This window comes from Streptomyces sp. NPDC007205, from assembly GCF_040634095.1.
In the GTDB taxonomy this organism is placed as follows: Bacteria; Actinomycetota; Actinomycetes; order Streptomycetales; family Streptomycetaceae; genus Streptomyces.
Map to the genome: position 1 here is coordinate 100930 of NZ_JBEYEW010000021.1, position 23911 is coordinate 124840.

Sequence of the window (23911 nt, forward strand, 5' to 3'; positions counted from 1 at the left end):
AGGTGACTCCTCTGGCTGTCAGTCGAACCAGCCCTGCGGTGCCGGCGCGGTGGTGCGCCAGATGTGTTTCGTCTCGCGGTACTCGGCGAGCCCCGCCGGTCCGAGTTCACGCCCGAACCCGGACTGCTTGTAACCACCCCACTCGGCCTGGGGCACATACGGGTGGTAGTCGTTGATCCAGACCGTGCCGAGGCGCAGCCCCGCCGCGACCCGGGCCGCCCTGGCCTCGTCGCGGGTCCAGACGGCGCCCGCGAGGCCGTAGACGGTGTCGTTGGCGAGCCGTACGGCCTCCTCTTCGGTGGTGAACCGCTCGACGGTCAGCACCGGCCCGAAGGACTCCTCCCGGACCACGGACATGCCGCTGGTGCACGCGTCCAGGACGGTCGGAAGGTAGTAGAAGCCCTCGTCGTGGCCGGGGCCGGAGGGCCGGGCGCCGCCGCACCGCAGCACCGCGCCCTCCTCGATGCCCTTGGCCACATATGCCTCGACCTTCGCCCGGTGGGCCGCCGAGATCAGCGGCCCGGTCTGCGCCCGCTCGTCGAACGGGCCGCCCAGCCGGATCAGCCGGGCCCGGCGTACGACCTCGTCCACGAACGGGTCGTGCAGCGCGTCCTGGACCAGCAGCCGGGCCCCGGCCGAGCACACCTGCCCGGAGTGCAGGAACACGGCGGTCAGCGCCATGTCCACCGCCGCGTCGAAGTCGGCGTCCGCGAAGACGATGTTGGGGTTCTTGCCGCCGAGTTCGAGCGCGATCTTCTTCACCGTGCCGGCGGCGGCCGCCATCAGTCTGCGGCCGGTCTGCAGGCCGCCGGTGAAGGAGACCAGGTCGACGTCCGGATGGTCGCCCAGCGGGGCGCCCGCCTCCGGGCCGGCGCCCAGCACCAGGTTGGCCACGCCCGCCGGCAGCCCCGCCTCCGCCAGCAGCCGCACCAGGTGGATCGCGGTGTGCGGGGTCAGCTCGCTCGGTTTCAGCACGAAGGTGTTGCCCGCCGCGAGGGCCGGCGCGACCTTCCACGCGGTCTGCAGCAGCGGATAGTTCCAGGGTGTGATCAACGCGCAGACGCCGACCGGTTCGTGGACCACCCGGCTGTCGACGCCCTCCCGGCCGGTGTCGACCACCCGCCCGGTCTCGGTCGCGGCCAGCCGCCCGAAGTAGCGGAAACAGTTGACGACATCGTCCATGTCGTACGCGCTCTCCACCAGCCGCTTGCCCGTGTCCAGGGACTCGGCGCGGGCGAGGGCGTCCTTGTCGCGGACGAGGAGGTCCGCGACCCGCAGCAGCAGGTCGCCGCGCTCCTGCGCGGGCGTACGCGGCCAGGGGCCGGTGTCGAAGGCGCGCCGGGCCGCCGCGATCGCCTCCACGGTGTCCTTGCCGCCGGCCTCGTCCACGACCCCGACCAGGGAGCCGTCGGCCGGGCAGCGGATCTCGCGGGTGCGCTCGTCCAGGGCGCTGCGCCACTCGCCGTCGATGAAGAAATCAGGCATGGACGTCTCCCAGCCGGGTCAGCAGCCACTCGTGGAAGATCCCGATGTGGTGCTCGTTCGGGACCAGCACACCGCCCCCGCGGTACGCGCGCGAGGACATCGCCGGCTGGGTGCGCTCGCAGGCCTCGAAGTCCTGCACGTTGACCCGGTGGAACAGCTCCACGGACTTCGACACGTCCGCGCCCGACGCCACCACCTCCGGCGCGTACAGCCAGTCGCACTCCACGACCGTGCGGTCCTCGGCCAGCGGGAACATCCGGTGCAGGATGACGTGGTCGGGGACGAGGTTGACGAACACGGTCGGCTTGATCGTGATGGCGTAGTAGCGGCGGTCCTGGTCGGCGCGGACCTCCGGGAGCTTGCCGAAGCCCTCGCTGCCGTCGACCGTGAACCCCTTGATCCGCTCGCCGAACTCCGCGCCGTGCCCGACGTAGTACTGGGCGGCGTACCCGTCGGCGAACTCCGGGAGCACCTCGGTGAGTTCGGGGTGGATCGTGGCGCAGTGGTAGCACTCCATGAAGTTCTCGACGATCAGCTTCCAGTTGGCCTTCACGTCGTAGGTGATCCGCTTGCCGAGGGCCAGCTGCTCGGTGCCGTAGTGCTCGATGGCGGCGGCGTCGCCGAGCCGTTCCACGGCCGCGTACATCACGGTGTCCTCGAAGGAGGGCGGTTCGTCGGCGAGGCACACCCAGGCGTAGCCGAGCCACTCGCGCAGGGCCACCTTGATCAACCCGTACGCGACTCGATCAATGTCCGGCATCTTGATCAAGTTGGGTGCGGCGATCAACTTGCCGTCAAGGTCGTACGTCCACGCGTGGTAAGGGCACTGCAGAGCGCGGCGCACCTCGCCGGACTCCTCCATGCACAGCCGGGCGCCCCGGTGCCGGCACACGTTCAGGAAGGCGCGCAGCTCACCCGTACGCGTGCGGGTGATGATGACGTTCTCGCGGCCCACCTGGACCGTGCGGAAGGCCCCCGGCTTGTCCAGGTCGGCGCTGCGGACCGCGCAGAACCACAGGGACTCGAAGAGGTTCTCTTGCTCCTGCCGGAAGACATCCGGGTCGGTGTAGTAGTGGCCCGGAAGGGTCGCGATGAGGCTCGGGGGGATCGGGGTCGTCGTCACGGGGGCTCCTCGGGCGGGCGCGGTGGTGAGAGGGGCGGGGTCGAACAGGCCGATCGGATGGCCGTCTCCTAACGACGGATGCGGGTCATCTTCGGGTCGAACAGCGGCTCGTCGGCGACGGTGGCCGGCACCTTCTCGCCGAAGTACTCGATGTGCACGCCGGTGCCGGTGGCAAGGCCCGCCGGGAGCCAGGCGTAGGCGATGCAGCGGCCGAGCGTGTAGCCGTACGACGCGCTGGTCACATAGCCGGCCGGGGCGCCGTCGACCAGCACCGGCTCCTTGCCGAGCACCACGGCTGCGGGGTCGTCGAGGAGGAGCGGGGTGAGCCGGCGGGAGGGCTCACCGGCCCGCTCCAGCGCCGCCTTGCCGACGAAGTCCTCCTTGTCCATACGGACCGCGAAGCCGACGCCCGCCTCGAACGGATCGTGCTCGTCGGTCATGTCGGTGCCCCAGGCCCGGTAGCCCTTCTCCAGCCGCAGGGAGTTGAAGGCGGACCGCCCGGCCGCGATCACGCCGTGCTCCTGGCCGGCCTCCCACAGCGTGTCCCAGAGCCGGAGCCCCAGGTCGGCCGTGGTGTACAGCTCCCAGCCCAGCTCACCGACATAGCTGAGGCGCATCGCCGTCACCGGCACATGGCCGAGGTAGGTCTGCTTGGCCCGGAAGTAGCCGAAGCCCTCGTGGGAGAAGTCGTCGCGGGTCAGCGGCTGGACCAGGTCGCGGGCGAGCGGTCCCCAGACGCCGATGCAGCAGGTGCCGGAGGTGATGTCCCTGACCTGGACGTCGTCGGGCGCGTGCCGCAGCAGCCGGTCGAGGTCGGCGGGGGAGTTGGCCCCGACCTGGAAGCGGTCGCGGGCGAGACGGGCGACGGTGAGGTCGGAGCGGATGCCTCCGGCCTCGTCCAGGAGCAGGGTGTAGGTGACCGCGCCGGGCTTCTTGCGGAGGTTGTTGCTGGTCATGCGGTCCAGGAAGACGAGCGCGCCGGGTCCGGTCACCTCCAGGCGGCGCAGCGGGGTCATGTCGTACAGGGCGACCTTCTCGCGGGTCGTCCTCGCCTCGGCGGCGGCGATCGGGGACCAGTAGCGGGCCGACCAGGCGTCGCGCTCGGGGAGGTCGCCGAGAGCGTCCACGAGCGGGGCGTTCGCCTCGTACCAGTGCGGACGTTCCCAGCCGGTGCCCTCCAGGAAGAAGGCGCCGAGTTGCTGCTGACGGGCGTGGAAGGGACTGACGCGCAGCGGCCGTGGCTGCTCCATCGGCTGCAGGGGGTGCAGCACGTCGTACACCTCGACGAACTGCTGTGAACCGCGTTCACGGACGTACGACGGTGAACGCTGCGCCTCCTCGAACCGCGTGAGGTCACACTCGTGCACGTCGACCGAGGGCCGCCCGTCGACCATCCACTCGGCCACCGCCTTCGCCACCCCCGCGGAGTGCGTCACCCAGACCGCCTCGGCCAGCCAGAAGCCGCGCAGTTGCCGGGCTTCTCCGAGGACCGGCATGCCGTCCGGGGTGAAGGAGAAGACGCCGTTGAACCCGGTCTCGATCTCCGTCGTCCGCAGCGCGGGCAGCAGCCGCCGGCAGTCCTCCCAGCTCGGCGCCCAGTCGTCCTCCGTGAAGGGGTACGAGGACGGCATCTCCAAGTCCTGCGCGCGGGCCGCGTCGTACGCGAGCACGGCGAACGGGTCCACCGGCAGCGGCCGGTGCGCGTACGAGCCGATGCCGATGCGGTCCGTGTGCTCGCGGAAGTACAGATCCCGGTCCTGGAAACGGAGGATCGGCTTCGAGGCCTCGGCCGTGGCGCCCCCCAGCTCGGGCAGCGGCCTGGTCCTGGCGTACTGGTGCGCGAGCGGCTGCAGCGGTACGTCGATGCCGGCCATGCGGCCGATCACCGGCCCCCAGAATCCGGCCGCAGAGACGACATGGTCGGCGGGGAAGGTGCCCTGGTCGGTGACCACGGCGGTGACCCGGCCGTCCTCCTGCTCGATGCCGGTGACCGTGTGACGGTCCAGGAAGCGGGCGCCGCGCTCGGTGGCCCGGTCCATCTGGGCGCGGGCCGCGAGCAGGGCCCGGGCCAGGCCGTCGTCGGGCGTGTGGAATCCACCGACGACGACCGACTCGTCCAGAAGTGGCCAGAGTTCCTTGCAACGGGCGGTGCCCACGACCTCGCCGCGGATGCCCCAGGAGGCGGCGTAACCGGCCCTGCGGTGCAGTTCCGCCAGGCGCTCGGGGGTCGTGGCGAGTTCCAGGCCGCCGACCTGCTGGAAGCAGGAGACGCCGTCGACCTCGAGGGAACAGAACTTCTCGACGGTGTACTTGGCGAACTCCGCGAGGGTCTTCGAGGGACTGGTCTGGAAGACGAGTCCGGGCGCGTGGGAGGTGGAACCGCCTGGGGCGGGGAGCGGGCCCTGTTCGAGGACCGTGACGTCGGTCCAGCCGCGGGCGGTCAGTTCGTCGGCGAGGGAGCAGCCGACGATACCGGCGCCGATGACGACGACGCGGGGGCCCTGGGACCGGTGTTCGGGGGTGCTGGACATGCCCCTCCTTGTGGTGGCGGGGATGGCAGGTGCGGGGAAGTCGCTCAGGCGGCGGGGACGTTCGGCCGCTCGGCGGCGATCGTCGTGTCCTGGCCGTGCCCGGTGTGGACGACGGTGCCGCCCGGCAGGGTCAGCAGCCGGGCGCGCAGGGACGCCTCGATCGTGGGGCGGTCCGAGTAGGAGCGGCCGGTGGCGCCGGGACCGCCGTGGAAGAGCGTGTCGCCGGTGAAGACGGCGCCGAGGAACGGGGCGTACAGGCAGCAGCTGCCCCAGGTGTGGCCGGGGGTGTGGATGACCTGCAGTTCGATCCCGGCGACCGTGAGGACGCGGCCGTCGGTCAGCTCGCCGTCCGGTTTGCGGCCGGGATGGGTGTGGGACCACAGCTCGTGGTCGTCCGGGTGGAGCAGGACGGGCGCGCCGGTGCGGGTGGCGAGCGCCGCCGCGGCGTCGATGTGGTCGTCGTGGGCGTGGGTGCAGACGACGGCGGTGACCCGGCGGCCCGCCGTGGCGCGGTGGATCGCCTCGGCGTCGTGCGCGGCGTCCACGATCAGCACCTCCTCTTCGTCACCGACCAGCCAGACGTTGTTGTCGACGTCGAAGGTGTCGCCGTCGAGGCTGAACGTGCCGTGGGTGACGACGCGTTCGATGCGTACGGCGCCCTTCACAGCACCACCACCGAGCGCAGTACCTCGCCCCGGTGCATCTTGCCGAACGCCTGCTCCACCTGGTCCAGGGAGATGGTCTCGGACACGAACGCGTTCAGGTCGAGCAGACCGTACAGGTACTGGTCGATCAGGAAGGGGAAGTCCCGGCTCGGCAGACAGTCGCCGTACCAGGAGGACTTGATCGCGCCGCCGCGCGAGAAGACGTCGATCAGCGGGAGTTCCACCTTCATCTCGGGGGCGGGCACCCCGACCTGCACCAGCAGGCCGGCGTGGTCGCGCATGTAGAAGGCCTGCTCGAAGGTCTCGGGGCGGCCGACCGCGTCGATGGCGATGTCCACGCCGTGGCCGTCGGTGAGGGCGCGAACCGCCTCGACCGGGTCGGTGCCCAGGGAGTTGACGGTGTGGGTGGCGCCGAACTTCTCCGCCTGGTCGAGCTTCTTGTCGTCGATGTCCACGGCGATGACCTTCATGGCGCCGTTCAGGCAGGCGCCCGCGATGGCCGCGTTACCGACACCGCCGCAGCCGATGACGGCGACCGAGTCACCGCGGCCGACATGGCCGGTGTTGACCGCGGCCCCGTAACCGGCCATCACCCCGCAGCCGATGAGCCCGGCCGCCTCGGGACGCGCTGCGGGGTCGATCTTCACCGCCTGACCCGCCGCGACCAGCGTCTTCTCGGCGAACGCGCCGATGCCGAGGGCGTTGCTGAGCGGGGTGCCGTCCAACAGGGTCATCGGCTGGGCCGCGTTGCGGGAGTCGAAGCAGTACCAGGGCCGGCCGCGGCGACACGAACGGCAGCTGCCGCAGGGCGCCCGCCAGGCCAGCACCACGTAGTCACCGGGCTGCAGGTCGGTGACACCCGCGCCGACCGCCTCGATCGTGCCGGCCGCCTCATGGCCCAGCAGGAACGGGAAGTCGTCGCTGATCGCGCCCTCCCGGTAGTGGAGATCCGTGTGGCACACCCCGCAGGCCTGCACCTTGACCAGGACCTCACCGGGCCCTGGATCGGGAACCACGATCGTCCGCACCTCCACGGGTGCGCCCTTCTCGACAGCGACTACGGCACGGACCTCGTGTGGCACGACAAGCTCCTCTGCTGTTGCGCATTGCACGATGGGTTGCGCGATGGGGAACATATTGAGAACGGCGTCACACGGCCGTCAAGGGGTGCGCGTTAACCCTTGGCAAAAGGAATCCGTGGGGCGAAACCCGTCGGACACACGGCGGTGCGGGACCGGGGACGCCCCCGGTCCCGCACCGCCGTGACCCTCTGCTGCAACTCCTTCAGAAGCCGTAGCCCTTCAGAAGCCGTAGCCCTTCAGAAGCCGTAGCCCATACGGCGCGACAGCTCGGCGCCGGCCGCCACCGTCCGCTTCGCCACCTCCGGCAGCCGGTCCGGATTCAGCCGGTACACCGGCCCCGAGACGCTGATCGCGGCGATCACCTTGCCGTCATGCGCACGCACGGGTGCCGCGACGGCCGCGAGCCCCAGCTCCAGTTCCTCGATCGTGACGCCGTAGCCCTGTTCGACCACGGCCTCCAACTCGGCGCGCAGCATCGCCGCGCCGGTGATCGTCCGGTCCGTGAACCGCGGCAACGAGCGCGCCAGCAGGCCCTCTCGCAGGGTGGGCGGCATGTGCGCGAGCAGCACCTTGCCGCTGGAGGTGGCGTGCAGCGGGGTGCGTCTGCCGAGCCAGTTCTGGGCGGTGACGGAGGCGGTGCCGCGGGCCTGCATGATGTTGACCGCCGCGTCGTCGTCGAGCACGGCGATGTTCACCGTCTCGCCCAGTTCGTCGGCGACCTCACGGCAGACCGGGACGCCCTCCTGGGAGATGTCCAGCCGCACTGCCGCCGCCCCCGCCAGGCGCAGTACGCCGGCCCCGAGGTAGTACTTGCCGCGGTCCTTCGCCTGGGCCACCAGGCCGCGGTTCTCCAGGACGCCGAGCAGCCGGAAGGCCGTGGACTTGTGCACGTCCAGTTCCTCGGCGATCTCGGTGACGCCCGCCTCGCCGTGCCGGGCGAGGATCTCCAGCACACTCACGGCGCGGTCCACCGACTGCACCGCGCTGACCGCGCCGCGGCCGTTCCGCCTCTCCGGGACTCGTGGGTCCTCCGTGGTCTCCTCGCTGCGGTCAGACTGCTTCTGCGTGCGGGTCATGGCTCAACTCTCACCACCTGTGGGCCCGGTTCGGGCCGCATCTGCGGGAAGCCCTTGACGCGGCGGTCGTCCCGCGCGGATTCTGTTGCGCATAGCGCTAGAGCGTGCGCCATACGAAACATCATGTTACCCAAGCGTCCGGATCCCGGAAGGGTGCCGAACGACCCGGACCCAGATGTCCGGCATTGCTGTGCCGCTCCACTCCCTTACCGCTGCCGGCCGGACCACCACGGGTCCGGACTCCTGGCTGCATCCCTGACGCCTGCATCGAGCAGGTCCCGGACCGAGTGTCCCGGACCGAGAGGGGGGCCCGTGATTCCCGTCTGCCGCCTCGAAGACCTCCCCGAGGGTGAGTCCGTCCGCGTCGAGACCACACCGCCCATCGCCGTGTTCCGCACCGAAGACGGCGGGCTCTACGCCATCGACGACACCTGTACCCATCAGGACGCGTCCCTCTCCGAGGGCTGGCTGGAGGGCTGCCTGGTCGAATGCCCGCTGCACGCCGCGTCCTTCGATCTGCGCACCGGCGAACCGACCTGCCTGCCGGCCCGGCGCCCCGTCCGCACCCACCGTGTCACCGTCGAGGACGGCGTCATCCACGTCCACCTCACCGCGGAGGAGGGCACCGCCGCATGAAGACGACCCACGACCGCCGCGACCGTGTGAAGGGGGCCCGCGGCTGGTGGAACCGACTGAACCCCGCCTGGAGGAGGCCCGATCGCACGCACATCGCCCGGGGGCGGTGGGACTGCATGAAGCCGGCCGAGGAGCGGCGGGTTCGCGTGAGGACGGCCGAGGGGCGGTGGGACCGCGTGAGGATGGCCGAGGAGCGGTGGGACCGCCTGGAGCCGGCCGAGGGCCGGCGGGTTCGCGTGAGGACGGCCGAGGAGCGGTGGGACCGCCTGGAGCCGGCCGAGGGCCGGCGGGTTCGCGTGAGGATGGCCGAGGGTCGGCGGGACCGCCTGGAGCTGGCCGAGGGCCGGCAGGTTCGCGTGAGCATGGCCGAGGGCCGGCGGGACCGCATCAAGACGGCCGAGCGACGGTGGGTCCGCGCGAAGATGGCCCCAGGCCGGTCGGACCGGCTGGACTCCGTCGGCGATTGCCACCGCGGCGGCGACTGCTCACGCATGCGCCGCTGCCGTACGGCCCGCGCCCCGGGACAGCTCGTGCCCCGATCCCCCAGCTCCTGGCCCACCGGCAGGACACCCATGCGCCGTCCCTCCGATGAGGCACCGGCCCGCCCCGACCACCCCGCCGCCCCCGCGAGGAGCCGTGCCGTATGAAGACCGTGACCATCGTCGGCGCCTCCCTCTCCGGGCTCTACGCAGCCCGTGAACTGCGCACCCAGGGCTTCGACGGCCGACTGGTGATCGTCGGCGAGGAACCCCACCGCCCCTATGACCGGCCTCCCCTCTCCAAGGACTTCCTCACCGGCCGCACCGACGAGGAGCACCTCGCCCTCACCGACGCCGACGACACCGCCGGACTCGACGCCGAGTGGCTGCTCGGCGTCCGCGCCCGAGGCCTCGACACGCGCGGTCGTACCGTTCTTCTCGAAGACGGCCGTACGGTCTCGACCGACGCCGTCGTCATCGCCACCGGGGCCGCCGCGCGCCGGATCCCCGGCGAGCGCCTCACCGGCGTGCACACCCTGCGCACCCTGGACGACGCCCGGGCCCTGCGCGCCGGCCTCTGCCAAGGATCCCGCCGGATCGTCGTCATCGGCGGCGGCTTCATCGGTGCCGAAACCGCCTCCTCGTGCGCGGGTCTGGGTCACGAGGTCACGGTGGTCGAGGCCGCACCGCTGCCGCTGGTGCCCCAGCTCGGCGCCGGGATGGCCGCCGTGTGTGCCGCGCTCCACCGTCGCGGTGGGGTGGAGCTCATCACCGGTACCTCTGTGGCCGGCCTGCGCGGCGCCGCCACCGTCACCGGTGTCGCCCTCACCGACGGCCGCACGCTCCCCGCCGACCTCGTGATCGTCGGCATCGGCGCCATACCCAACACGTCCTGGCTGGTGGGCTCGACGCTCGCCCTCCACGACGGCGTGCTGTGCGACGACGGCTGTGCGACGGCCCTGCCCCAGGTGGTGGCGGTCGGGGACGTCGCGCGCGTGGGCGGGAGCCGGGCCGAGCACTGGACCTCTGCCACCGAACAACCCCGCGTCGCCGTGACCAACCTGCTCGCCGGCCGCACCGTCGAAACGGTGCGCACGGTGCCGTACTTCTGGTCCGACCAGTACGGCTCCCGCATCCAGTTCGCGGGCCGGCACCGTGATGGCGACACCGTCCGCGTCACCGAGGGCGAGATCACCGACGACGGCCCAGGGGAGGCCGGCTTCCTCGCTCACTACGAGCGGGACGGCCGTACGGTCGCTGTCCTCGGAGTGGACCGGCCGCGCGCCTTCATGCGGGCCCGCCGCGAACTCCAGCGGGAGGAGCGGGAACGGATCGCACCGGCCGTGCTGTGACGGCGGGCCGGAGTCGTCCGGTACGGGTCGGGCCCCGCCCGGCTGGCGTCCAGACCATGTCTGCTCACGTCTTGCCGGGGTCGTGTCCGGCCCTGCGCGTTCACGTCCCGCCCGGCTCGCGTCCCGTCACGTCCCGCCCGGGGTCACGCGCCGTCACGTCCCGCCCGGGTCGCGTCCCGTCATGTCCCGCCCCGGTTGTGCCGGCCAGAACCGCTCCCGGCCCCCGGTGCTCCCGGCCACTCACGCTCAGGGATGCGACAACTGCCCGGCGCCGCCCCGCCGGCGTATCCGCTCCTGCTCACGCAGGGCTGCGCGCTCCTCGCGCCGGCGGGCGCGCCGGTCGCGGCGAAGCGCACGGGCCGTGCTGCTCGGCTCGGAGACCACGCCGTACCGCTGGCTCCACACCTGGCGGGTCACCCATACATCGACCACGGCCCAGGTGGCCACCACCGTGCTCGCCACGCTGCTGATCACCATGGGGAACGCCAGCCAGGACCCGGCCATCGTGCACAGGAACGCCACCATCGCCTGGATCAGCGTCACCGCCATGATCAGGACCGCGCGCACCGCCGCCGTACGCACCGGATCCGGCAGCGGGTGCCGTCGGGCGGGCTCCTCGACCCACAACGGCCGGTAGTCCTGCCGCTGTTGGCCCGGGGACTCCGCGGCGCGCCCACGTACCGGGATGTCGCGATCCGGCGCCTCCAGGCGCCGCCGCGCCGCCGAGCGCCCCGCCATGCTCTCCTCGGGCGCTTCGCGCCGCTCCGCCGTGCCCATCACCGTGTCACTCCCCACCGCCAGCAGACCGCTCGCCCCCGGTGTCACAAGACTCCGGCTCCCCCAGTGGCTGCCCGGCTTGCGCAGTTTTACGCCGCCGGAGTGCGGGATGCGGCTCCTGTGGCCCATTCCGCCCCCATTTCCCGTAGAGAAGGACGAACGAGATCGCGGGAAGATTCCCACTCGGCGAAAAAAACAAGCCAACCGCCCGGCCATGGCATCACGCTCAGCCCGTGCGCGGCTAGCGGATCACGGTGGCAATCTCCCGTAATGCCCGGACAACTCGCCATGTCTCCGGGCTGAAGCGGAAGTTCGCCCTCCGGACATGTCTTCGAGTTAACTGGGAGGCGGTAGTAGGCTCGCGCCGTTTGTTGACGTACATGTGCACCCCCGGCCCGCGGGGGTCGAGCTGGGGGAGGCCATGCGCTTTCGCGGGAAGTCGATCCGCCGGAAGATCGTGGCGCTGCTTCTCGTGCCGCTGGTGTCCCTGACCGCGATCTGGGGCTTCGCCACGGTACTCACAGGGCGCGAAGTCGCCCGGTTGTTCCATGTGTCGGACGTCAAGGAGGACATCGGCTACCCCGCCGAGGACACCGTCCGCGTCCTTCAGCAGGAACGCCGCCAGACCCTCGTCTACCTCGCCGACCCGCGGACCGCCGACGCCCTCACCGCGCTGCAGCGCACCCGCACCGCCACCGACCGGGCCATCGCCAAGATCCAGAAGAACGCCACCGACCGGGACGTCCTCGACGCCATGGACGCGGACGACAGCGAACGCCTCACCGCCGTCCTCGACGCCTTCGGCGGCCTCGACTCCCTGCGCCACAGCGTCGAGGCGGGCACCGTCACCCGTGCCCAGGCCCTGGAGCAGTACAACCGCCTCGTCGACCCCTGTTTCACGCTGCTCGGCGCCCTCGAAGGCATCGACGACGTCGACCTGGACGCGCAGGCCCGCGCGATGGTCAACATCAGCCGCGCCCGCGAGCTGCTCTCCCGCGAGGACGCCCTGCTCGGCTCCTCCCTGGTCGTCGGCCGGCTCACCCGCGACGAGACCCGGGACATCTCCGGCCTGGTCGCCCAGCGCACCGTCCTGTACGACGTCAGCCTGCCGCTGTTGCCCGCCGCCGAACGCGAACGCTACGAACGCTTCTGGAAGAACGCCACCACCGCCTCGCTACGCGCGGCCGAACGGACCACCATCGGCACGGACTCCGGCACTCCGCGCGGTGTCACGGCCCGCACCTGGGACTCCGCGGCCGCGAACGTGCTGGCCGGCCTCGGCACCCTCGACGACCAGGTGGGCGACCGCTTCCAGGACCGTACGCGCCCCGTGGCCATCGGCGTCATCCTGCAGGCGGCCGTCGCGGGCCTCCTCGGCCTGGTCGCGCTCGTGCTCTCCGTCGTCCTGTCGGTCCGCGTCGGCCGCGGTCTCATCCGCGACCTGCGCCAGCTGCGCCTGGAGGCGCACGAGGCGTCCGGGGTCCGGCTGCCCAGCGTGATGCGCCGCCTGTCCGCCGGCGAACAGATCGACGTCGAGACCGAGGCGCCGCGCCTGGAGTACGACAAGAACGAGATGGGTGAGGTCGGCCAGGCCCTCAACACCCTCCAGCGCGCCGCCGTCGAGGCCGCCGTCAAACAGGCCGAACTGCGGTCCGGCGTCTCCGAGGTCTTCGTCAACCTCGCCCGCCGCAGCCAGGTGCTGCTGCACAAGCAGCTCACCCTGCTCGACACCATGGAACGCCGCACCGAAGACACCGACGAACTCGCCGACCTCTTCCGTCTGGACCACCTCACCACCCGCATGCGGCGGCACGCCGAGGGCCTGGTGATCCTCTCCGGCGCCGCACCCTCCCGGCAGTGGCGCCGCCCGGTGCAACTGATGGACGTCGTACGGGCCGCCGTCGCCGAGGTCGAGGACTACGAACGCATCGAGGTCCGGCGGCTGCCCCGGGTCGCCGTCACCGGCCCGGCCGTCGCCGACCTCACCCACCTCGTGGCCGAACTCCTGGAGAACGCCACGGTCTTCTCGCCCCCGCACACCGCCGTACAGGTGGTCGGTGAGCGGGTCGCCAACGGCTTCACGCTGGAGATCCACGACCGGGGTCTCGGCATGACCGCCGAGGCGCTCCTCGACGCCAACCTGCGCCTCGCCGAGACACCCGAGTTCGAACTGTCCGACACCGACCGGCTCGGCCTGTTCGTGGTCAGCCGGCTCGCCCAGCGCCAGAACGTCCGGGTCTCCCTCCAGCCGTCGCCCTACGGCGGCACGACCGCCGTCGTCTTCATCCCCGACGCGCTGCTGAGTGACGACGTACCGGACACCAACGGTGTCGGATTCCGCCTCGACCGGGACCGCCAGGAGAAGAGCCTCGGGCAGGCGGGGGGCCGTGCCGGCGGACGTTCCGCGGTGCCGGCACCGCTGCCCGGCCTGCCGGCCTCGCTGCTGGACGGCCCCGTCGAGCTGGAGGCGCCCGTCGATCTCGACGCCATCGACGACTTCCCCGGCGTCCTGGCCGGCGAGGACAGCGAGCGCGGCGGGCTTTTCCTGCCCCGCCGCTCCCGCTCCCGCGCCGAAGAGCAGGCGCCCTCCGCGTCCGCCGACCGTGCGCCGCGTGAGGAGGCCGGGGAACGCGGGGCCATCCCGCTGCCGCGCCGGCAGACCCCCAAACTGGTCAGCTCGCACGGCAAGCCCGTCACCGACCAGCGGCCCCGCCGCGACGAACCGGAGCAGCAGCCCTCCGCCGCTTCCCGCCGCCCCGACATGGGCGGACTGGCTCCGCTGCCCGCCCGCCGGCGCACCACGGCCTCCCGCCGCCCCGCCGAACTCACCGACCGCGCCCAGGACCGCGGCACGGCTTCCACCGACGGCGCCGCCCCGCCCCCCGACGTCCCCGCCCTGCCCCGCCGCACCCGCCCCGGCTCACCCAGCGGGGACGGCACAGGTGCCCCGGGTCGGCCGGACGGCGGCGGCACGGGTCGGCCGGATGCGGCTGTCACCGGTCGGCCGGATGCGGCTGTCACGGGTCGGCCGGGTGGCGGCGCCACAGGCTGGTCGGATCGGGGCGCCGTGGACCGGTCGGACGAGGGTACGGCCCAGCCTGCCGGTGAGCGGTTCCGTTTCGGCCGCGAGGCCCAAGCTGCAGGTGAGGGCGCCCGATTCGATGGTGGCGGGGCTGAGCGCGCCGGTGACCAGGGTCGTTTTGGCGATGGCGGGGCTGAATTCCCTGGTGAGCAGGGCGGTTTCGGTGGTGGTGACGCCGAGTTCGCCGGTGAGCAGGGCCGATTCGGTGCGGGAGCGGCCGGGACGCTCGGAGAGCGGGACCGTCTCGGTCGTTCGGCCGAGCCGACCGGCGAAAGGTTCCGTCCCCGTGGTGGACCTGCCGAGCCCTCCACCGAAGAGCCCCGGCCGGGTGAGACGCGGTCCGGCCGCCAGGCCCTGCCCACCCAGGACACCCCGTCGACCGCCACCACCGGCACCACTGGTGCCCCCGGCACCACCGGAGCCACTGACGCCAGCGACGTCACCTCCGCCGGCAGCCCCGCAGCCACCGGTTCGGGCGCCGCGGTGGCTCCCGAACCGGCCACCGGGCTCCTGCCCCGGCGGGTCCGCCAGGCCAGCCTGGCTCCCCAGCTCAAGCAGGACACCGCGCGGCGCGACGAACGCGCGGCGCAGCCCGCCGACCGCGACGCCGAGGAGGTCCGCAACCGGATGGCCTCGCTCCAGCGTGGCTGGCAGCGCGGCCGGCGGGACAATGCCGCGGGCGACGGCGCCCACAACGGCACAGCACAAGGAACGACTAAGGGGGACGGTCGATGACCGCACCGAAGGCGACCGGCCACACGGCGACGAACAAGGGGGAGCTGAACTGGCTCCTGGACGACCTGGTCGACCGGGTCGCCAGCATCCGCAAAGCCGTCGTCCTGTCCGGCGACGGGCTGCCAACGGGCGCATCCAAGGACCTGACCAGGGAGGACAGCGAACATCTGGCCGCCGTCGCCTCCGGCTTCCACAGCCTTGCCAAGGGCGTGGGCCGTCACTTCGACGCGGGCAGCGTCCGGCAGACGGTGGTCGAACTGGACGACGCCTTCCTCTTCGTCACCGCCGCCGGTGACGGCAGCTGCCTCGCCGTCCTCTCCGACGCCGACTCCGACGTCGGACAGGTCGCCTACGAGATGACGCTCCTGGTCAAGCGGGTTGGCGTGCATCTGGGCACCGCGCCGCGCACCGATCTGTCCGCAGGCGGGTAGTGGGATGACATGAGCGGAGACGGTCAGGGAAGAAAGCACTGGTTCGACGACGAGGCCGGACCGGTCGTCCGTCCCTACGCCATGACGCGCGGCCGCACCACGAGTCCCGCCCAGCACCGGCTGGACCTGATCGCGGTGGTCGTCACGGAACCCGACGCGGGCGACCCGGAAACGGATCCGACGCTGTCGCCCGAGCACGTGGAGATCGTCGGGCTCTGCCGTGACGAACCGCAGTCGGTCGCCGAACTCGCCGCCGAACTCGACCTGCCGACCGGTGTGGTGCGCGTCCTCATCGGCGATCTCGTGCACACGGAACTCGTCCATGTCACGCGTCCGGTGCCCCCGGCCGAGCTGCCGGACGAAAGCATCCTGCGTGACGTGATCAACGGCCTCCGGGCGCTGTGACCGGCACGGGAACGGAGCACTGAGTGACAGGCCGGCACTCGCCGCATGGACTCGGAGTCCCGGCACGTCCGCTGCCGGTCCGGCGCGAGGAGTACGCCGTCCCGTGGGGGAGCGGTGGCGGCGCCGACCGGGTGCGGCGTACGCGACGTACCGGCATCGACATCTCTGGCGGCACCCCTGGCGGCGGCCACGGCCGGCCGTCGCCCGACCACCATCAAGCAGGAGAAGAGACCGATGATCTTCGGGCGTTCTGAGCGCGGCAAGCCCCCGGTCGAGCCGGTCACGCTCAAGATCCTCGTGGCCGGTGGTTTCGGCGTGGGCAAGACGACCCTCGTCGGGGCGGTCAGCGAGATCAGGCCGCTGCGCACCGAGGAACTGCTCACCGAGGCAGGGCGCCCGGTCGATGACACCAGCGGTGTGGAGGGCAAGCACACCACCACCGTGGCCATGGACTTCGGCCGCATCACCCTGCGCGAGGACCTGGTGCTGTACCTCTTCGGCACGCCCGGGCAGGAACGGTTCTGGTTCATGTGGGACGAGCTGTCCGAGGGCGCGCTCGGCGCCGTCGTCCTCGCCGACACCCGCCGTCTGGAGGACTGCTTCGCCGCCGTGGACTACTTCGAGCGGCGTTCCATACCTTTCCTCGTCGGCGTCAACTGTTTCGAAGGCGCTGGCCGTTACCCGGCCGAGGCCGTACGGCAGGCCCTCGACCTGGATGAGGGCGTACCGGTGCTGCTGTGCGACGCGCGTGACCGGGAATCGGTCAAGGACGTGCTCATCGGAGTCGTCCAGCACGCGATGGACTTCGCGGCCGACCGCCGCCAGGCCGCACTCGGCTGAACCGCCGCCGGTCCGCCCTCGGCCGACCGACGGGCACGGCCCGTACTCCCGCCGACCGGAGTACGGGCCGTGGTCCGGTGCGGGACACGCGCGCGTACGGCGTTTTCTACGCGCCCTCCTCCAGCCAGCCGAAGCTCTTCTCCACGGCCTTGCGCCAGTTGCCGTACTCGCGTTCGCGCACCGACGGCTCCATCGCCGGCGTCCACTGCGCGTCCTGCTGCCAGTGCGACTTCAGCTCGTCGAGGTCGTTCCACACGCCCGTGGCCAGACCGGCCGCGTAGGCGGCGCCCAGACAAGTCGTCTCCGACACCCGGGGCCGGATCACCGGCACGCCGAGGACGTCCGCCTGGTGCTGCATGAGCAGGTTGTTCCTCGTCATGCCGCCGTCGACCTTCAGCGTGGTGATCCGCACCCCGGAGTCCTGGTACATGGCGTCCACGACCTCCCGGGTCTGCCAGCTCGTCGCCTCCAGCACCGCACGGGCGAGGTGCGCCTTCGTGACGTACCGGGTGAGACCGGTGACCACACCGCGCGCGTCGGAGCGCCAGTAGGGCGCGAACAGGCCGGAGAACGCGGGCACGATATAGGCGCCGCCGTTGTCCTCGACACTCGCCGCCAGAGTCTCGATCTCGTCGGCGCTGCGGATGATCCCGAGCTGGTCGCGGAACCACTGGACCAGCGCGCCCGTTATCGCTATGGACCCCTCCAGGCAGTACACCGGCGCCTCCCCGCCGATCTTGTAGCCCATCGTCGTCAGCAGCCCGCTCTTGGACGGCACCGGCCGGTTCCCGGTGTTCAGCAGCAGGAAACTCCCGGTGCCGTATGTGTTCTTCGCGCTGCCCACGTCGTAGCAGCCCTGCCCGAAGACGGCGGCCTGCTGGTCGCCCAGCGCGGAGGCCACGGGCACGCCCGCGAGCTGCCCGACCGCCGTGCCGTACACCTCGGCGGAGGACCTGATCTCGGGCAGGACCGCCTCGGGCACGTTCATGGCGGACAGGATGGCGGGATCCCACTGGAGTGTTTCCAGGTTCATCAGCAGGGTGCGGCCGGCGTTCGTGACGTCGGTGACGTGCCGGCCGCCCTCGGTGCCGCCGGTGAGGTTCCAGATCAGCCAGGAGTCGATGGTCCCGAAGGCGATCTCGCCGCGTTCGGCCCGCTCCCTGAGGCCGGGCACATGGTCCAGCAGCCAGGCCGCCTTGGGGCCGGAGAAGTAGCTGGCCAGCGGGAGTCCGGTCGGCTCGCGGAAGCGGTCCTGGCCCTCCGCGCCGCCCAGCTCCCTGCACAGGGCCGCGGTACGGGTGTCCTGCCAGACGATCGCGTTGTGCACGGGCTTGCCCGTGGCGCGGTCCCACAGGACCGTCGTCTCCCGCTGGTTGGTGATGCCGAGCGCGCTCAGCTGATCAGCGCGCAGCCCGGCCTTGGCCAGTGCTCCGGCCACCACGGCCTGCACCTTGGACCAGATCTCGGTCGCGTCGTGCTCCACCCAGCCCGGCTTGGGGAAGATCTGGCGGTGCTCACGCTGGTCCACGGCGACGATCGCGCCGCCGTGGTCGAAGACGATGCAACGGCTGGACGTGGTGCCCTGGTCGATGGCGGCGACGTACTTCTCGGCGGTGTCCGTCATGGCTGTCCCTGGGTCGCTGGTGGCAGTGGCTGGGTCAGAAGGCCGTGTTGCAGTCACTGGGTCAGAAGGCCGCGTTGTAGACGAGGCCCGCGAGCGCCCCGCCGATCAGCGGGCCGACCACCGGGATCCAGGCGTAACCCCAGTCGGACGTGCCCTTGTTCGGGATCGGCAGGAAGGTGTGCACGATGCGCGGGCCGAGGTCGCGGGCCGGGTTGATGGCGTAGCCGGTGGGCCCGCCGAGGGAGAGGCCGATGCCGACGACGAGCAGTGAGACGATCAGCACCGTGGTGCCGGACTCGCCGAGCCCCTTCGTCAGCCCGAAGGCGAGCACGGGCAGCACGAGGGCCATCGTCGCGATGATCTCGGTGATGAGGTTGGCGATCGGGTTCCGGATCTCCGGGATCGTCGAGAAGACGCCGAGCGTCGGAACCGGTTCGTCGGCCGTGCCCTCGGTGGTGCCCTCCTTGCGGACGTTGGCCTGGAACTGTGCGAGGTAGACCAGGTAGGCGAGGACGGCGCCCAGCATCGCGCCGACGATCTCGCCCAGCAGATACACCCAGACCTTGCCCCATTTGCCGGTGTCCACGGCGATGCCGATGGTGACCGCGGGATTGAGCTGGCCACCGGAGAGCGGAGCGGCGGTGTACGCGCCCGCCAGGACGCCGAAGCCCCAGCCGAACGCGATGACGACCCAGCCCGAGGCCCGCGCCTTGGAGTACCTGAGAGTGACGGCGGCGCAGACACCCGCGCCGAACAGGATCAGGATCGCGGTGCCGATGACCTCGCCGACGAAAATGTCTCCGTTGCTCATGGCGGCTCCCTTGGCGCCGGCCGGTGGCGCTCGGCCCCGGCCTCCGTGCAGGAAAGTTCGTGGCGACTTCAGCCGGAGGCGGGGAGCCCCACGCCCCGCCCGGCGTCCGTGACGAGCGTGCCCTCGCAGCCGTATCGCCAGGAAGGGGCGGGCCGTGGAACAGGACAGACCCGTGGCGCAGTGCCTGATAACGCCGAGAATGTACGGCGATGTCGGCTGACACCGGGAAGTGTTCACCGGCGCCACGGGGGCGTCAAGGTTGCCGACGGCGCCGGTGACAGCGACGCACCCGGGGGCCGTGCCCCTGCTGCCGCGATGCAACGCCCATGCGCGGAACGGATGTTCACCACCCTGGCTCGGCGGCCGCGTAACCGGCCTGCGCCGTCGCCGCCCCGTGACCGCGCCGGACCTCGTGACCGGGCAGCCCGGCGCGTCCCAGCACCCAGCTCGCGCCGTGCAGCGCCTTGGCCGCCTTTTTCAGCGGAGCGAGGTGCGCGGCGGCCTGGCGGTGGTCGCCCACGCTTCCCGGTGCGCACACGACGGTCGCGAGGGAGAGCGTGACCGGCCGGTCTCCCGCCGACCAGGGCGCGTCTAGCACGGCGGCGACCAGTGGACCGAGCGCCTCCTCCTCGGACAGGATCAGGAAGTCGTCGCCGCCGATGTGCCCCACGCGTGCGTGCCCCGACACGGCGTGCTGCAGGGCTCGCCCCACCGACCGGATCAGCTCGTCGCCCGCAGCGAACCCGGCGCCGTCGTTGACCTGCTTGAAGTGGTCGATGTCCAGCCAGCTGAGCGCGAACGTCCGGCCGTCCGCGATCCACCGGTCGACCTCGCCCGTGACCGCGTCCGAACCGGGCAGCCGAGTCAGCGGATTGAGCCCCGCGGCCTCCTCGACCCGGCTCTCGGCCAGCGCCCGCACCAGATCCGCAAGCCGTACGACACCCACGCACCGCCCGTGCCGGTCGACCACCGTGACATCGTCCGAGGTCCGGCCCCGGCCGCCGATCGCGACGACGTCCAGCACCTCCCAGGCGGTGGCGTCGACACCGACCGTACGGGGCGCGTCCCCCAGCTTGAAGGCCGGCCGGTCGGCGTACAGGGCGTGCCCGTAGCGGCCGGACATCGACAACAGGAACCGGGAGCGGTGCACCGACCGCACGGGCCGGCCGGCCTGGTCCACCAGCAGCACACCGGAGACGTCCGGCGATCCGGTCAGCAGCGCGCGCACCTGCCCTGCCGAGGCGGTCACCGGCAGTACGGCGGCCGGGCGCACGAACTCCCGCACCGACGGCCCGGACCGGGGCACGCCTACGGCGCCGGGGGAGCGGGGCGGAACGTATACGTCAGCGGCGGGGATCCGGGCCGGCGGTGCGAACAGCTCGCCCTGGGCCAGCTGCGCCCCGGCCGACAGCGCCGCCGCGTACTGCAGTTCCGTCTCGACCCCCTCCACCGCGACCAGGGCACCCAGCTCCTCGCACAGGGTGCGCATCGCCCGTACCGCGGCCGGCCGGGACAGCAGGGAGGCGTCGAGCTTGACCAGGTCGGGGGAGAGATCGGTGAGCAGCCGAAGCGGCATGTCGCCGTCGCCGATGCCGTCCGCGCTGATCCGGAACCCCTGCTCGCGCAGCGCGGTCACCGCCTCCAGCAGGGCCTGCTGCGGCACGTGCGTGCAGGGCGGCACCACGTCCAGCGTCACCTCCCAGGGCATCCGCCCGGCCGCGCGCACGGCGTCGTGCAGCGGGGTCAGACCGCCGAGGTCGGCGAGGGTGGCCGCGAACACGTTGAGGTGCAGCGGCAGCAGGGTCTCCTTGCGTGTCGCGGCGCGCAGCGCCAACACCGCCAGATTCCCGTCGAGTTCAGGGTCCCGGCGCGCCTCGGCCAGGATGCCACCGGTCTCAGGGCGGGCGAGTATCTCCAGTGCGGCGACCGCGCCCGTCCTGAGGTTGACCACTGGCTGGAAGGCGAAGCGGAGAGTGTCCGTCCAGGAGTGCACGGGAGCATGATGGCGCCGCCCGAGTGCGCCCAGGCCCAGTTCATGAGACGTTCACGCAGCATTCCGGGGTGATCACACAGCGTGGACGACCTCCCTGGTCACTGGTGCGTGCCATACGACGGTCCCGGCCCGTCTGCGTCATCTCACCGCGATCACCGCCGAACCGTGCCCGAACAGCCCCTGGTTGGCGGAAATCCCTACCCGCGCCCCGGCGATCTGCCGGTCGCCCGCCGTGCCTCTCAGCTGCCAGGTCAGCTCGCACACCTGGGCGATGGCCTGGGCCGGCACCGCCTCCCCGAAGGAGGCAAGACCGCCGCTGGTGTTGACGGGTGTCCGGCCGCCCGGGGCCGTCGCGCCCTCCCGCAGGAGCTTCGCCCCTTCGCCCTCGCCGCACAGCCCCAGATCCTCGTACCACTGCAACTCCAGTGCGGTGGACAGGTCGTAGACCTCGGCGAGGGAGAGGTCCTCGGGACCTGCGCCCGCCTCCTCGTAGGCCGCCCGGGCAATGGAGGCCCGGAAGGCCTCGCCGGGGGGCTGCACGGCGAGCGCCGAGTCCGTGGCGATGTCCGGAAGATCCAGCACCGTGTTGGGGAAGCGCGGGGTCACCGTCGACACCGCCCGGATGCGCACCGGCCGGGCGACACCGTGCCGGTGCGCGAAGTCCAGGCTGGAGAGCACCAGGGCCGCGCCGCCGTCGGAGGTGGCGCAGATGTCGAGCAGCCGCAGCGGATCGGCGACCACCGCGGACGCGGCGACCTCCTCGGCGGTGACCCGCTTGCGGTAGCGCGCGTACGGGTTGAGCGCACCCATGGCGGAGTTCTTCACCTTCACCAGGGCGAAGTCCTCCGGCGTGTCCCCGTGCACCGCCATCCGCCGCCGCGCGTACAGCCCGAAGTACGTCGGATTGGTCGCGCCCAGCAGACGGAAGCGCAGCCAGTCCGGATCCTCGGGACGCTCACCGCCTGCGGGCCGGAAGAACCCCTTGGGTGCCGCGTCCGCTCCCACCACGAGGACGGCGTCGGCGAGCCCGGCGAGGATCTGCGCCCGCGCCGCGGCGATCGCCTGCGCCCCGGAGGCGCACGCCGCGTACACACTGGCGACCCTGGCGCCCTGCCAGCCCAGGGCCTTGGCGAACGTCGCTCCCGCCACATAACCGGGATAACCGCCACGCACCGTGTCCGCGCCCACGACCGAGCCGACGTCGCACCAATCCACACCGGCGTCCGCGAGCGCCGCGCGGGCCGCCGCCGTCCCGTACTCCACGAAGGAGCGTCCCCACTTGCCCCATGGGTGCATGCCCGCGCCGAGCACCGCCACATCCGTCGTCACGCCCTCACCCCCGTCGGCCGCCAGTGCCAGGTCGTCCAGGCCGTCTCCGCGTCCTCATGGAGCACTCCGGGGACGACCTCCGCCTCCATGCCCACCGTCAGATCGGCGACGGTGACCCCGGGAGCCGCCTGCCCCAGCACCACCATCCGCTCGGCCTCCAGCTCCACCGCGATCAACGCGTAAGGCTCCCACGGAAGTTCCGGATTGCTCACATAGGGTGACGGAGGGCGGTAGCGGCTGTCCGTGTACGACCAGATTCGTCCCCTTTTCGACAGGGGTACCTCCTCCAGTGAGCCGCTGTCGCAGTGCGGGTTGCGGCAGTGCGCGTCCTCGCGCGGGAAGAACACCGTGGCGCAGGACGAGCAGCAGGTGCCCAGGAGCCGGAAGTCGTCCCCCTCGCCGGTGAACCAGCCGGCGACCGCGGGTGTGCGTGTGTGCGGCAAGACCTCTCCTCACCCCGTTTCTGACGAAGCGTCAGGAGTGTGTCACGGGCCGCCGCAAAAAGGCAGGGCGTCCACGTGAACCGAACCCATGTCGAGGGCGTCGTAGGTCCGAATCGCATCCGATCGGTTCCCGGCCGGACCGCATACCTGATAGACGCAGGACATGACACGACTCACCCGTGCGGTACGCGGTCTCGTCACCGCCCTCGCCGCCCTGCTGGCCGTGACCGCCTCCTCCGCCACCGCCCAGGCGGAAGCCGGCCCCGGAGCGCCGAAGGACTTCGTGGCCCTGTCCACCGTGGACCCGACGATCATCCAGGAGATGCGCTACTTCACCCCGCACAACTTCGTCGGCGAGCGCATCGACGGCTACGAGCAACCGATCTGCATCCTCACCCGCCCGGCGGCACAAGCCCTGCACAGGGCTCAGCTGAAGCTGCTGCGCAGGGGTTACACCCTCAAGGTGTACGACTGCTACCGGCCGCAGCGCGCCGTGAACCACTTCGTCCGCTGGGCCGAGGACCGCGACGACCAGGCGATGAAGGGCGAGTTCTACCCGAACGTCGACAAGAGCCGGCTGTTCGAGGACGGTTACATCGCGGAGAAATCCGGCCACAGCCGTGGCTCGACCATGGACCTCACGATCGTGAAGCTCCCCGCGAGGCCGACCCGGCCCTACCACCCCGGACAGCCACTCGTGCCCTGTTACGCACCCAAAGGCGAGCGTTTCCCTGACAACTCCGTCGACATGGGCACGGGATTCGACTGCTTCGACGCCCTCGCGCACACGCTCGACCCACGCATCCAGGGCGAACAGCGAGCCAACCGCCTGCTGCTGAAGAGCACTCTCGAGGACCTCGGATTCGTGAACCTCGCCGAGGAATGGTGGCACTTCACGTACCAGCCCGAGCCCTATCCCGACACCTACTTCGACTTCCCCGTGTCCTGGAAGTCGCTCGTCAGCGGGCACTGAGCCGCCAGCGGAAGACGTCCCTCTTCTGATCGGATACAG

Annotated in this window: 20 protein-coding genes; 8 read left to right on the forward strand and 12 right to left on the reverse strand. The window is 71.6% G+C overall.

The features are described 5' to 3' along the window. Positions 1–18: 18 nt before the first annotated feature. The 6 genes from ABZ624_RS29045 to ABZ624_RS29070 form a co-directional block, all read right to left on the reverse strand. A complete protein-coding gene (locus ABZ624_RS29045; RefSeq protein WP_360095170.1) occupies positions 19–1485 on the reverse strand; it encodes an aldehyde dehydrogenase family protein in 1467 nt (488 codons plus the stop codon). After that, the gene (locus tag ABZ624_RS29050) at positions 1478–2608 is read right to left on the reverse strand and encodes an aromatic ring-hydroxylating dioxygenase subunit alpha (protein WP_360095173.1); all 1131 of its coding nucleotides are present in this window, start codon (positions 2606–2608) and stop codon (positions 1478–1480) included. The genes ABZ624_RS29045 and ABZ624_RS29050 overlap by 8 nt, the downstream gene beginning before the upstream one ends. A 68-nt stretch (positions 2609–2676) precedes the next feature. Next, positions 2677–5139 carry an FAD-dependent oxidoreductase gene (locus ABZ624_RS29055; protein ID WP_360095176.1) on the reverse strand — a complete coding sequence of 821 codons (2463 nt, stop codon included), beginning with the start codon at positions 5137–5139 and terminating at the stop codon, positions 2677–2679. A 44-nt stretch (positions 5140–5183) separates the two neighbouring features. Continuing rightward, on the reverse strand, positions 5184–5804 hold the full coding sequence (locus tag ABZ624_RS29060) for an MBL fold metallo-hydrolase (RefSeq protein WP_360095179.1): 621 nt from the start codon (positions 5802–5804) through the stop codon (positions 5184–5186). Further along, entirely contained in the window at positions 5801–6886 is a 1086-nt protein-coding gene (locus ABZ624_RS29065; protein ID WP_360095182.1) for an S-(hydroxymethyl)mycothiol dehydrogenase, read from the reverse strand. The genes ABZ624_RS29060 and ABZ624_RS29065 overlap by 4 nt, the downstream gene beginning before the upstream one ends. A gap of 236 nt (positions 6887–7122) precedes the next feature. Further along, positions 7123–7962, reverse strand: coding sequence for an IclR family transcriptional regulator (locus tag ABZ624_RS29070; protein WP_360095185.1), 840 nt, complete (start codon positions 7960–7962; stop codon positions 7123–7125). Positions 7963–8274: 312 nt separating this feature from the next. On the opposite strand from ABZ624_RS29070, the gene ABZ624_RS29075 reads away from it, so the two are divergent. Genes ABZ624_RS29075 through ABZ624_RS29085 form a run of 3 tightly spaced genes read left to right on the forward strand, consistent with a single transcriptional unit; the run spans position 8275 to position 10429 of the window. After that, complete coding sequence (locus tag ABZ624_RS29075; protein WP_360095188.1) at positions 8275–8598, forward strand: bifunctional 3-phenylpropionate/cinnamic acid dioxygenase ferredoxin subunit; 324 nt, start codon at positions 8275–8277, stop codon at positions 8596–8598. Beyond that, positions 8595–9245: a hypothetical protein gene (locus tag ABZ624_RS29080; protein WP_360095191.1), complete on the forward strand. Its 651-nt coding sequence runs from the start codon at positions 8595–8597 to the stop codon at positions 9243–9245. The genes ABZ624_RS29075 and ABZ624_RS29080 overlap by 4 nt, the downstream gene beginning before the upstream one ends. Next, positions 9242–10429 (forward strand): FAD-dependent oxidoreductase, encoded by a 1188-nt coding sequence (locus ABZ624_RS29085; protein WP_360095194.1) that lies wholly within the window; start codon positions 9242–9244, stop codon positions 10427–10429. Before ABZ624_RS29080 ends, ABZ624_RS29085 begins: the two co-directional genes overlap by 4 nt. A 246-nt stretch (positions 10430–10675) precedes the next feature. Here the strand turns inward: ABZ624_RS29085 and ABZ624_RS29090 are convergent, their stop codons facing one another. Then, complete coding sequence (locus ABZ624_RS29090; RefSeq protein ID WP_360095251.1) at positions 10676–11206, reverse strand: hypothetical protein; 531 nt, start codon at positions 11204–11206, stop codon at positions 10676–10678. 421 nt (positions 11207–11627) lie between these two features. On the opposite strand from ABZ624_RS29090, the gene ABZ624_RS29095 reads away from it, so the two are divergent. The 4 genes from ABZ624_RS29095 to ABZ624_RS29110 all read left to right on the forward strand — a co-directional run bounded on the left by ABZ624_RS29095 (position 11628) and on the right by ABZ624_RS29110 (position 16699). After that, positions 11628–15023 carry a nitrate- and nitrite sensing domain-containing protein gene (locus tag ABZ624_RS29095; protein ID WP_360095197.1) on the forward strand — a complete coding sequence of 1132 codons (3396 nt, stop codon included), beginning with the start codon at positions 11628–11630 and terminating at the stop codon, positions 15021–15023. After that, on the forward strand, positions 15020–15454 hold the full coding sequence (locus ABZ624_RS29100; RefSeq protein WP_360095200.1) for a roadblock/LC7 domain-containing protein: 435 nt from the start codon (positions 15020–15022) through the stop codon (positions 15452–15454). The genes ABZ624_RS29095 and ABZ624_RS29100 overlap by 4 nt, the downstream gene beginning before the upstream one ends. A 9-nt stretch (positions 15455–15463) precedes the next feature. Next, the gene (locus ABZ624_RS29105; RefSeq protein ID WP_360095203.1) at positions 15464–15859 is read left to right on the forward strand and encodes a DUF742 domain-containing protein; all 396 of its coding nucleotides are present in this window, start codon (positions 15464–15466) and stop codon (positions 15857–15859) included. A 234-nt stretch (positions 15860–16093) separates the two neighbouring features. Further along, positions 16094–16699, forward strand: a complete 606-nt coding sequence (locus ABZ624_RS29110; protein ID WP_360095254.1) for an ATP/GTP-binding protein — start codon at positions 16094–16096, stop codon at positions 16697–16699. Between the two features lie 106 nt (positions 16700–16805). On the opposite strand, the gene glpK is transcribed toward ABZ624_RS29110, so the two are convergent. The 5 genes from glpK to ABZ624_RS29135 all read right to left on the reverse strand — a co-directional run bounded on the left by glpK (position 16806) and on the right by ABZ624_RS29135 (position 22899). Further along, positions 16806–18323, reverse strand: a complete 1518-nt coding sequence (gene glpK / locus ABZ624_RS29115; RefSeq protein ID WP_360095206.1) for a glycerol kinase GlpK — start codon at positions 18321–18323, stop codon at positions 16806–16808. Positions 18324–18384: 61 nt separating this feature from the next. Next, on the reverse strand, positions 18385–19134 hold the full coding sequence (locus ABZ624_RS29120) for an MIP/aquaporin family protein (protein ID WP_360095209.1): 750 nt from the start codon (positions 19132–19134) through the stop codon (positions 18385–18387). Between the two features lie 343 nt (positions 19135–19477). After that, a complete protein-coding gene (locus ABZ624_RS29125) occupies positions 19478–21127 on the reverse strand; it encodes a GGDEF domain-containing protein (RefSeq protein WP_360095212.1) in 1650 nt (549 codons plus the stop codon). Positions 21128–21265: 138 nt separating this feature from the next. Continuing rightward, positions 21266–22456 (reverse strand): lipid-transfer protein, encoded by a 1191-nt coding sequence (locus tag ABZ624_RS29130; RefSeq protein WP_360095215.1) that lies wholly within the window; start codon positions 22454–22456, stop codon positions 21266–21268. Next, a complete protein-coding gene (locus ABZ624_RS29135; protein WP_360095218.1) occupies positions 22453–22899 on the reverse strand; it encodes a zinc ribbon domain-containing protein in 447 nt (148 codons plus the stop codon). The genes ABZ624_RS29130 and ABZ624_RS29135 overlap by 4 nt, the downstream gene beginning before the upstream one ends. Positions 22900–23062: 163 nt before the next feature. Between ABZ624_RS29135 and ABZ624_RS29140 the strand changes: the two genes are divergently transcribed. Further along, positions 23063–23872 carry a M15 family metallopeptidase gene (locus ABZ624_RS29140; RefSeq protein WP_360095221.1) on the forward strand — a complete coding sequence of 270 codons (810 nt, stop codon included), beginning with the start codon at positions 23063–23065 and terminating at the stop codon, positions 23870–23872. Positions 23873–23911: the final 39 nt, after the last annotated feature.

What these genes read in the sequence shown, in the direction of transcription:
- ABZ624_RS29095 (WP_360095197.1), top strand. Translation starts at nt 11,628, where the DNA reads ATGCGCTTTCGCGGGAAGTCGATCCGCCGGAAGATCGTGGCGCTGCTT.
- ABZ624_RS29105 (WP_360095203.1), top strand. Translation starts at nt 15,464, where the DNA reads ATGAGCGGAGACGGTCAGGGAAGAAAGCACTGGTTCGACGACGAGGCC.
- ABZ624_RS29080 (WP_360095191.1), top strand. Translation starts at nt 8,595, where the DNA reads ATGAAGACGACCCACGACCGCCGCGACCGTGTGAAGGGGGCCCGCGGC.
- ABZ624_RS29100 (WP_360095200.1), top strand. Translation starts at nt 15,020, where the DNA reads ATGACCGCACCGAAGGCGACCGGCCACACGGCGACGAACAAGGGGGAG.
- ABZ624_RS29140 (WP_360095221.1), top strand. Translation starts at nt 23,063, where the DNA reads ATGACACGACTCACCCGTGCGGTACGCGGTCTCGTCACCGCCCTCGCC.
- ABZ624_RS29045 (WP_360095170.1), bottom strand. Translation starts at nt 1,485, where the DNA reads ATGCCTGATTTCTTCATCGACGGCGAGTGGCGCAGCGCCCTGGACGAG.
- ABZ624_RS29055 (WP_360095176.1), bottom strand. Translation starts at nt 5,139, where the DNA reads ATGTCCAGCACCCCCGAACACCGGTCCCAGGGCCCCCGCGTCGTCGTC.
- ABZ624_RS29085 (WP_360095194.1), top strand. Translation starts at nt 9,242, where the DNA reads ATGAAGACCGTGACCATCGTCGGCGCCTCCCTCTCCGGGCTCTACGCA.
- ABZ624_RS29120 (WP_360095209.1), bottom strand. Translation starts at nt 19,134, where the DNA reads ATGAGCAACGGAGACATTTTCGTCGGCGAGGTCATCGGCACCGCGATC.
- ABZ624_RS29110 (WP_360095254.1), top strand. Translation starts at nt 16,094, where the DNA reads ATGATCTTCGGGCGTTCTGAGCGCGGCAAGCCCCCGGTCGAGCCGGTC.
- ABZ624_RS29090 (WP_360095251.1), bottom strand. Translation starts at nt 11,206, where the DNA reads ATGGGCACGGCGGAGCGGCGCGAAGCGCCCGAGGAGAGCATGGCGGGG.
- ABZ624_RS29070 (WP_360095185.1), bottom strand. Translation starts at nt 7,962, where the DNA reads ATGACCCGCACGCAGAAGCAGTCTGACCGCAGCGAGGAGACCACGGAG.
- glpK (WP_360095206.1), bottom strand. Translation starts at nt 18,323, where the DNA reads ATGACGGACACCGCCGAGAAGTACGTCGCCGCCATCGACCAGGGCACC.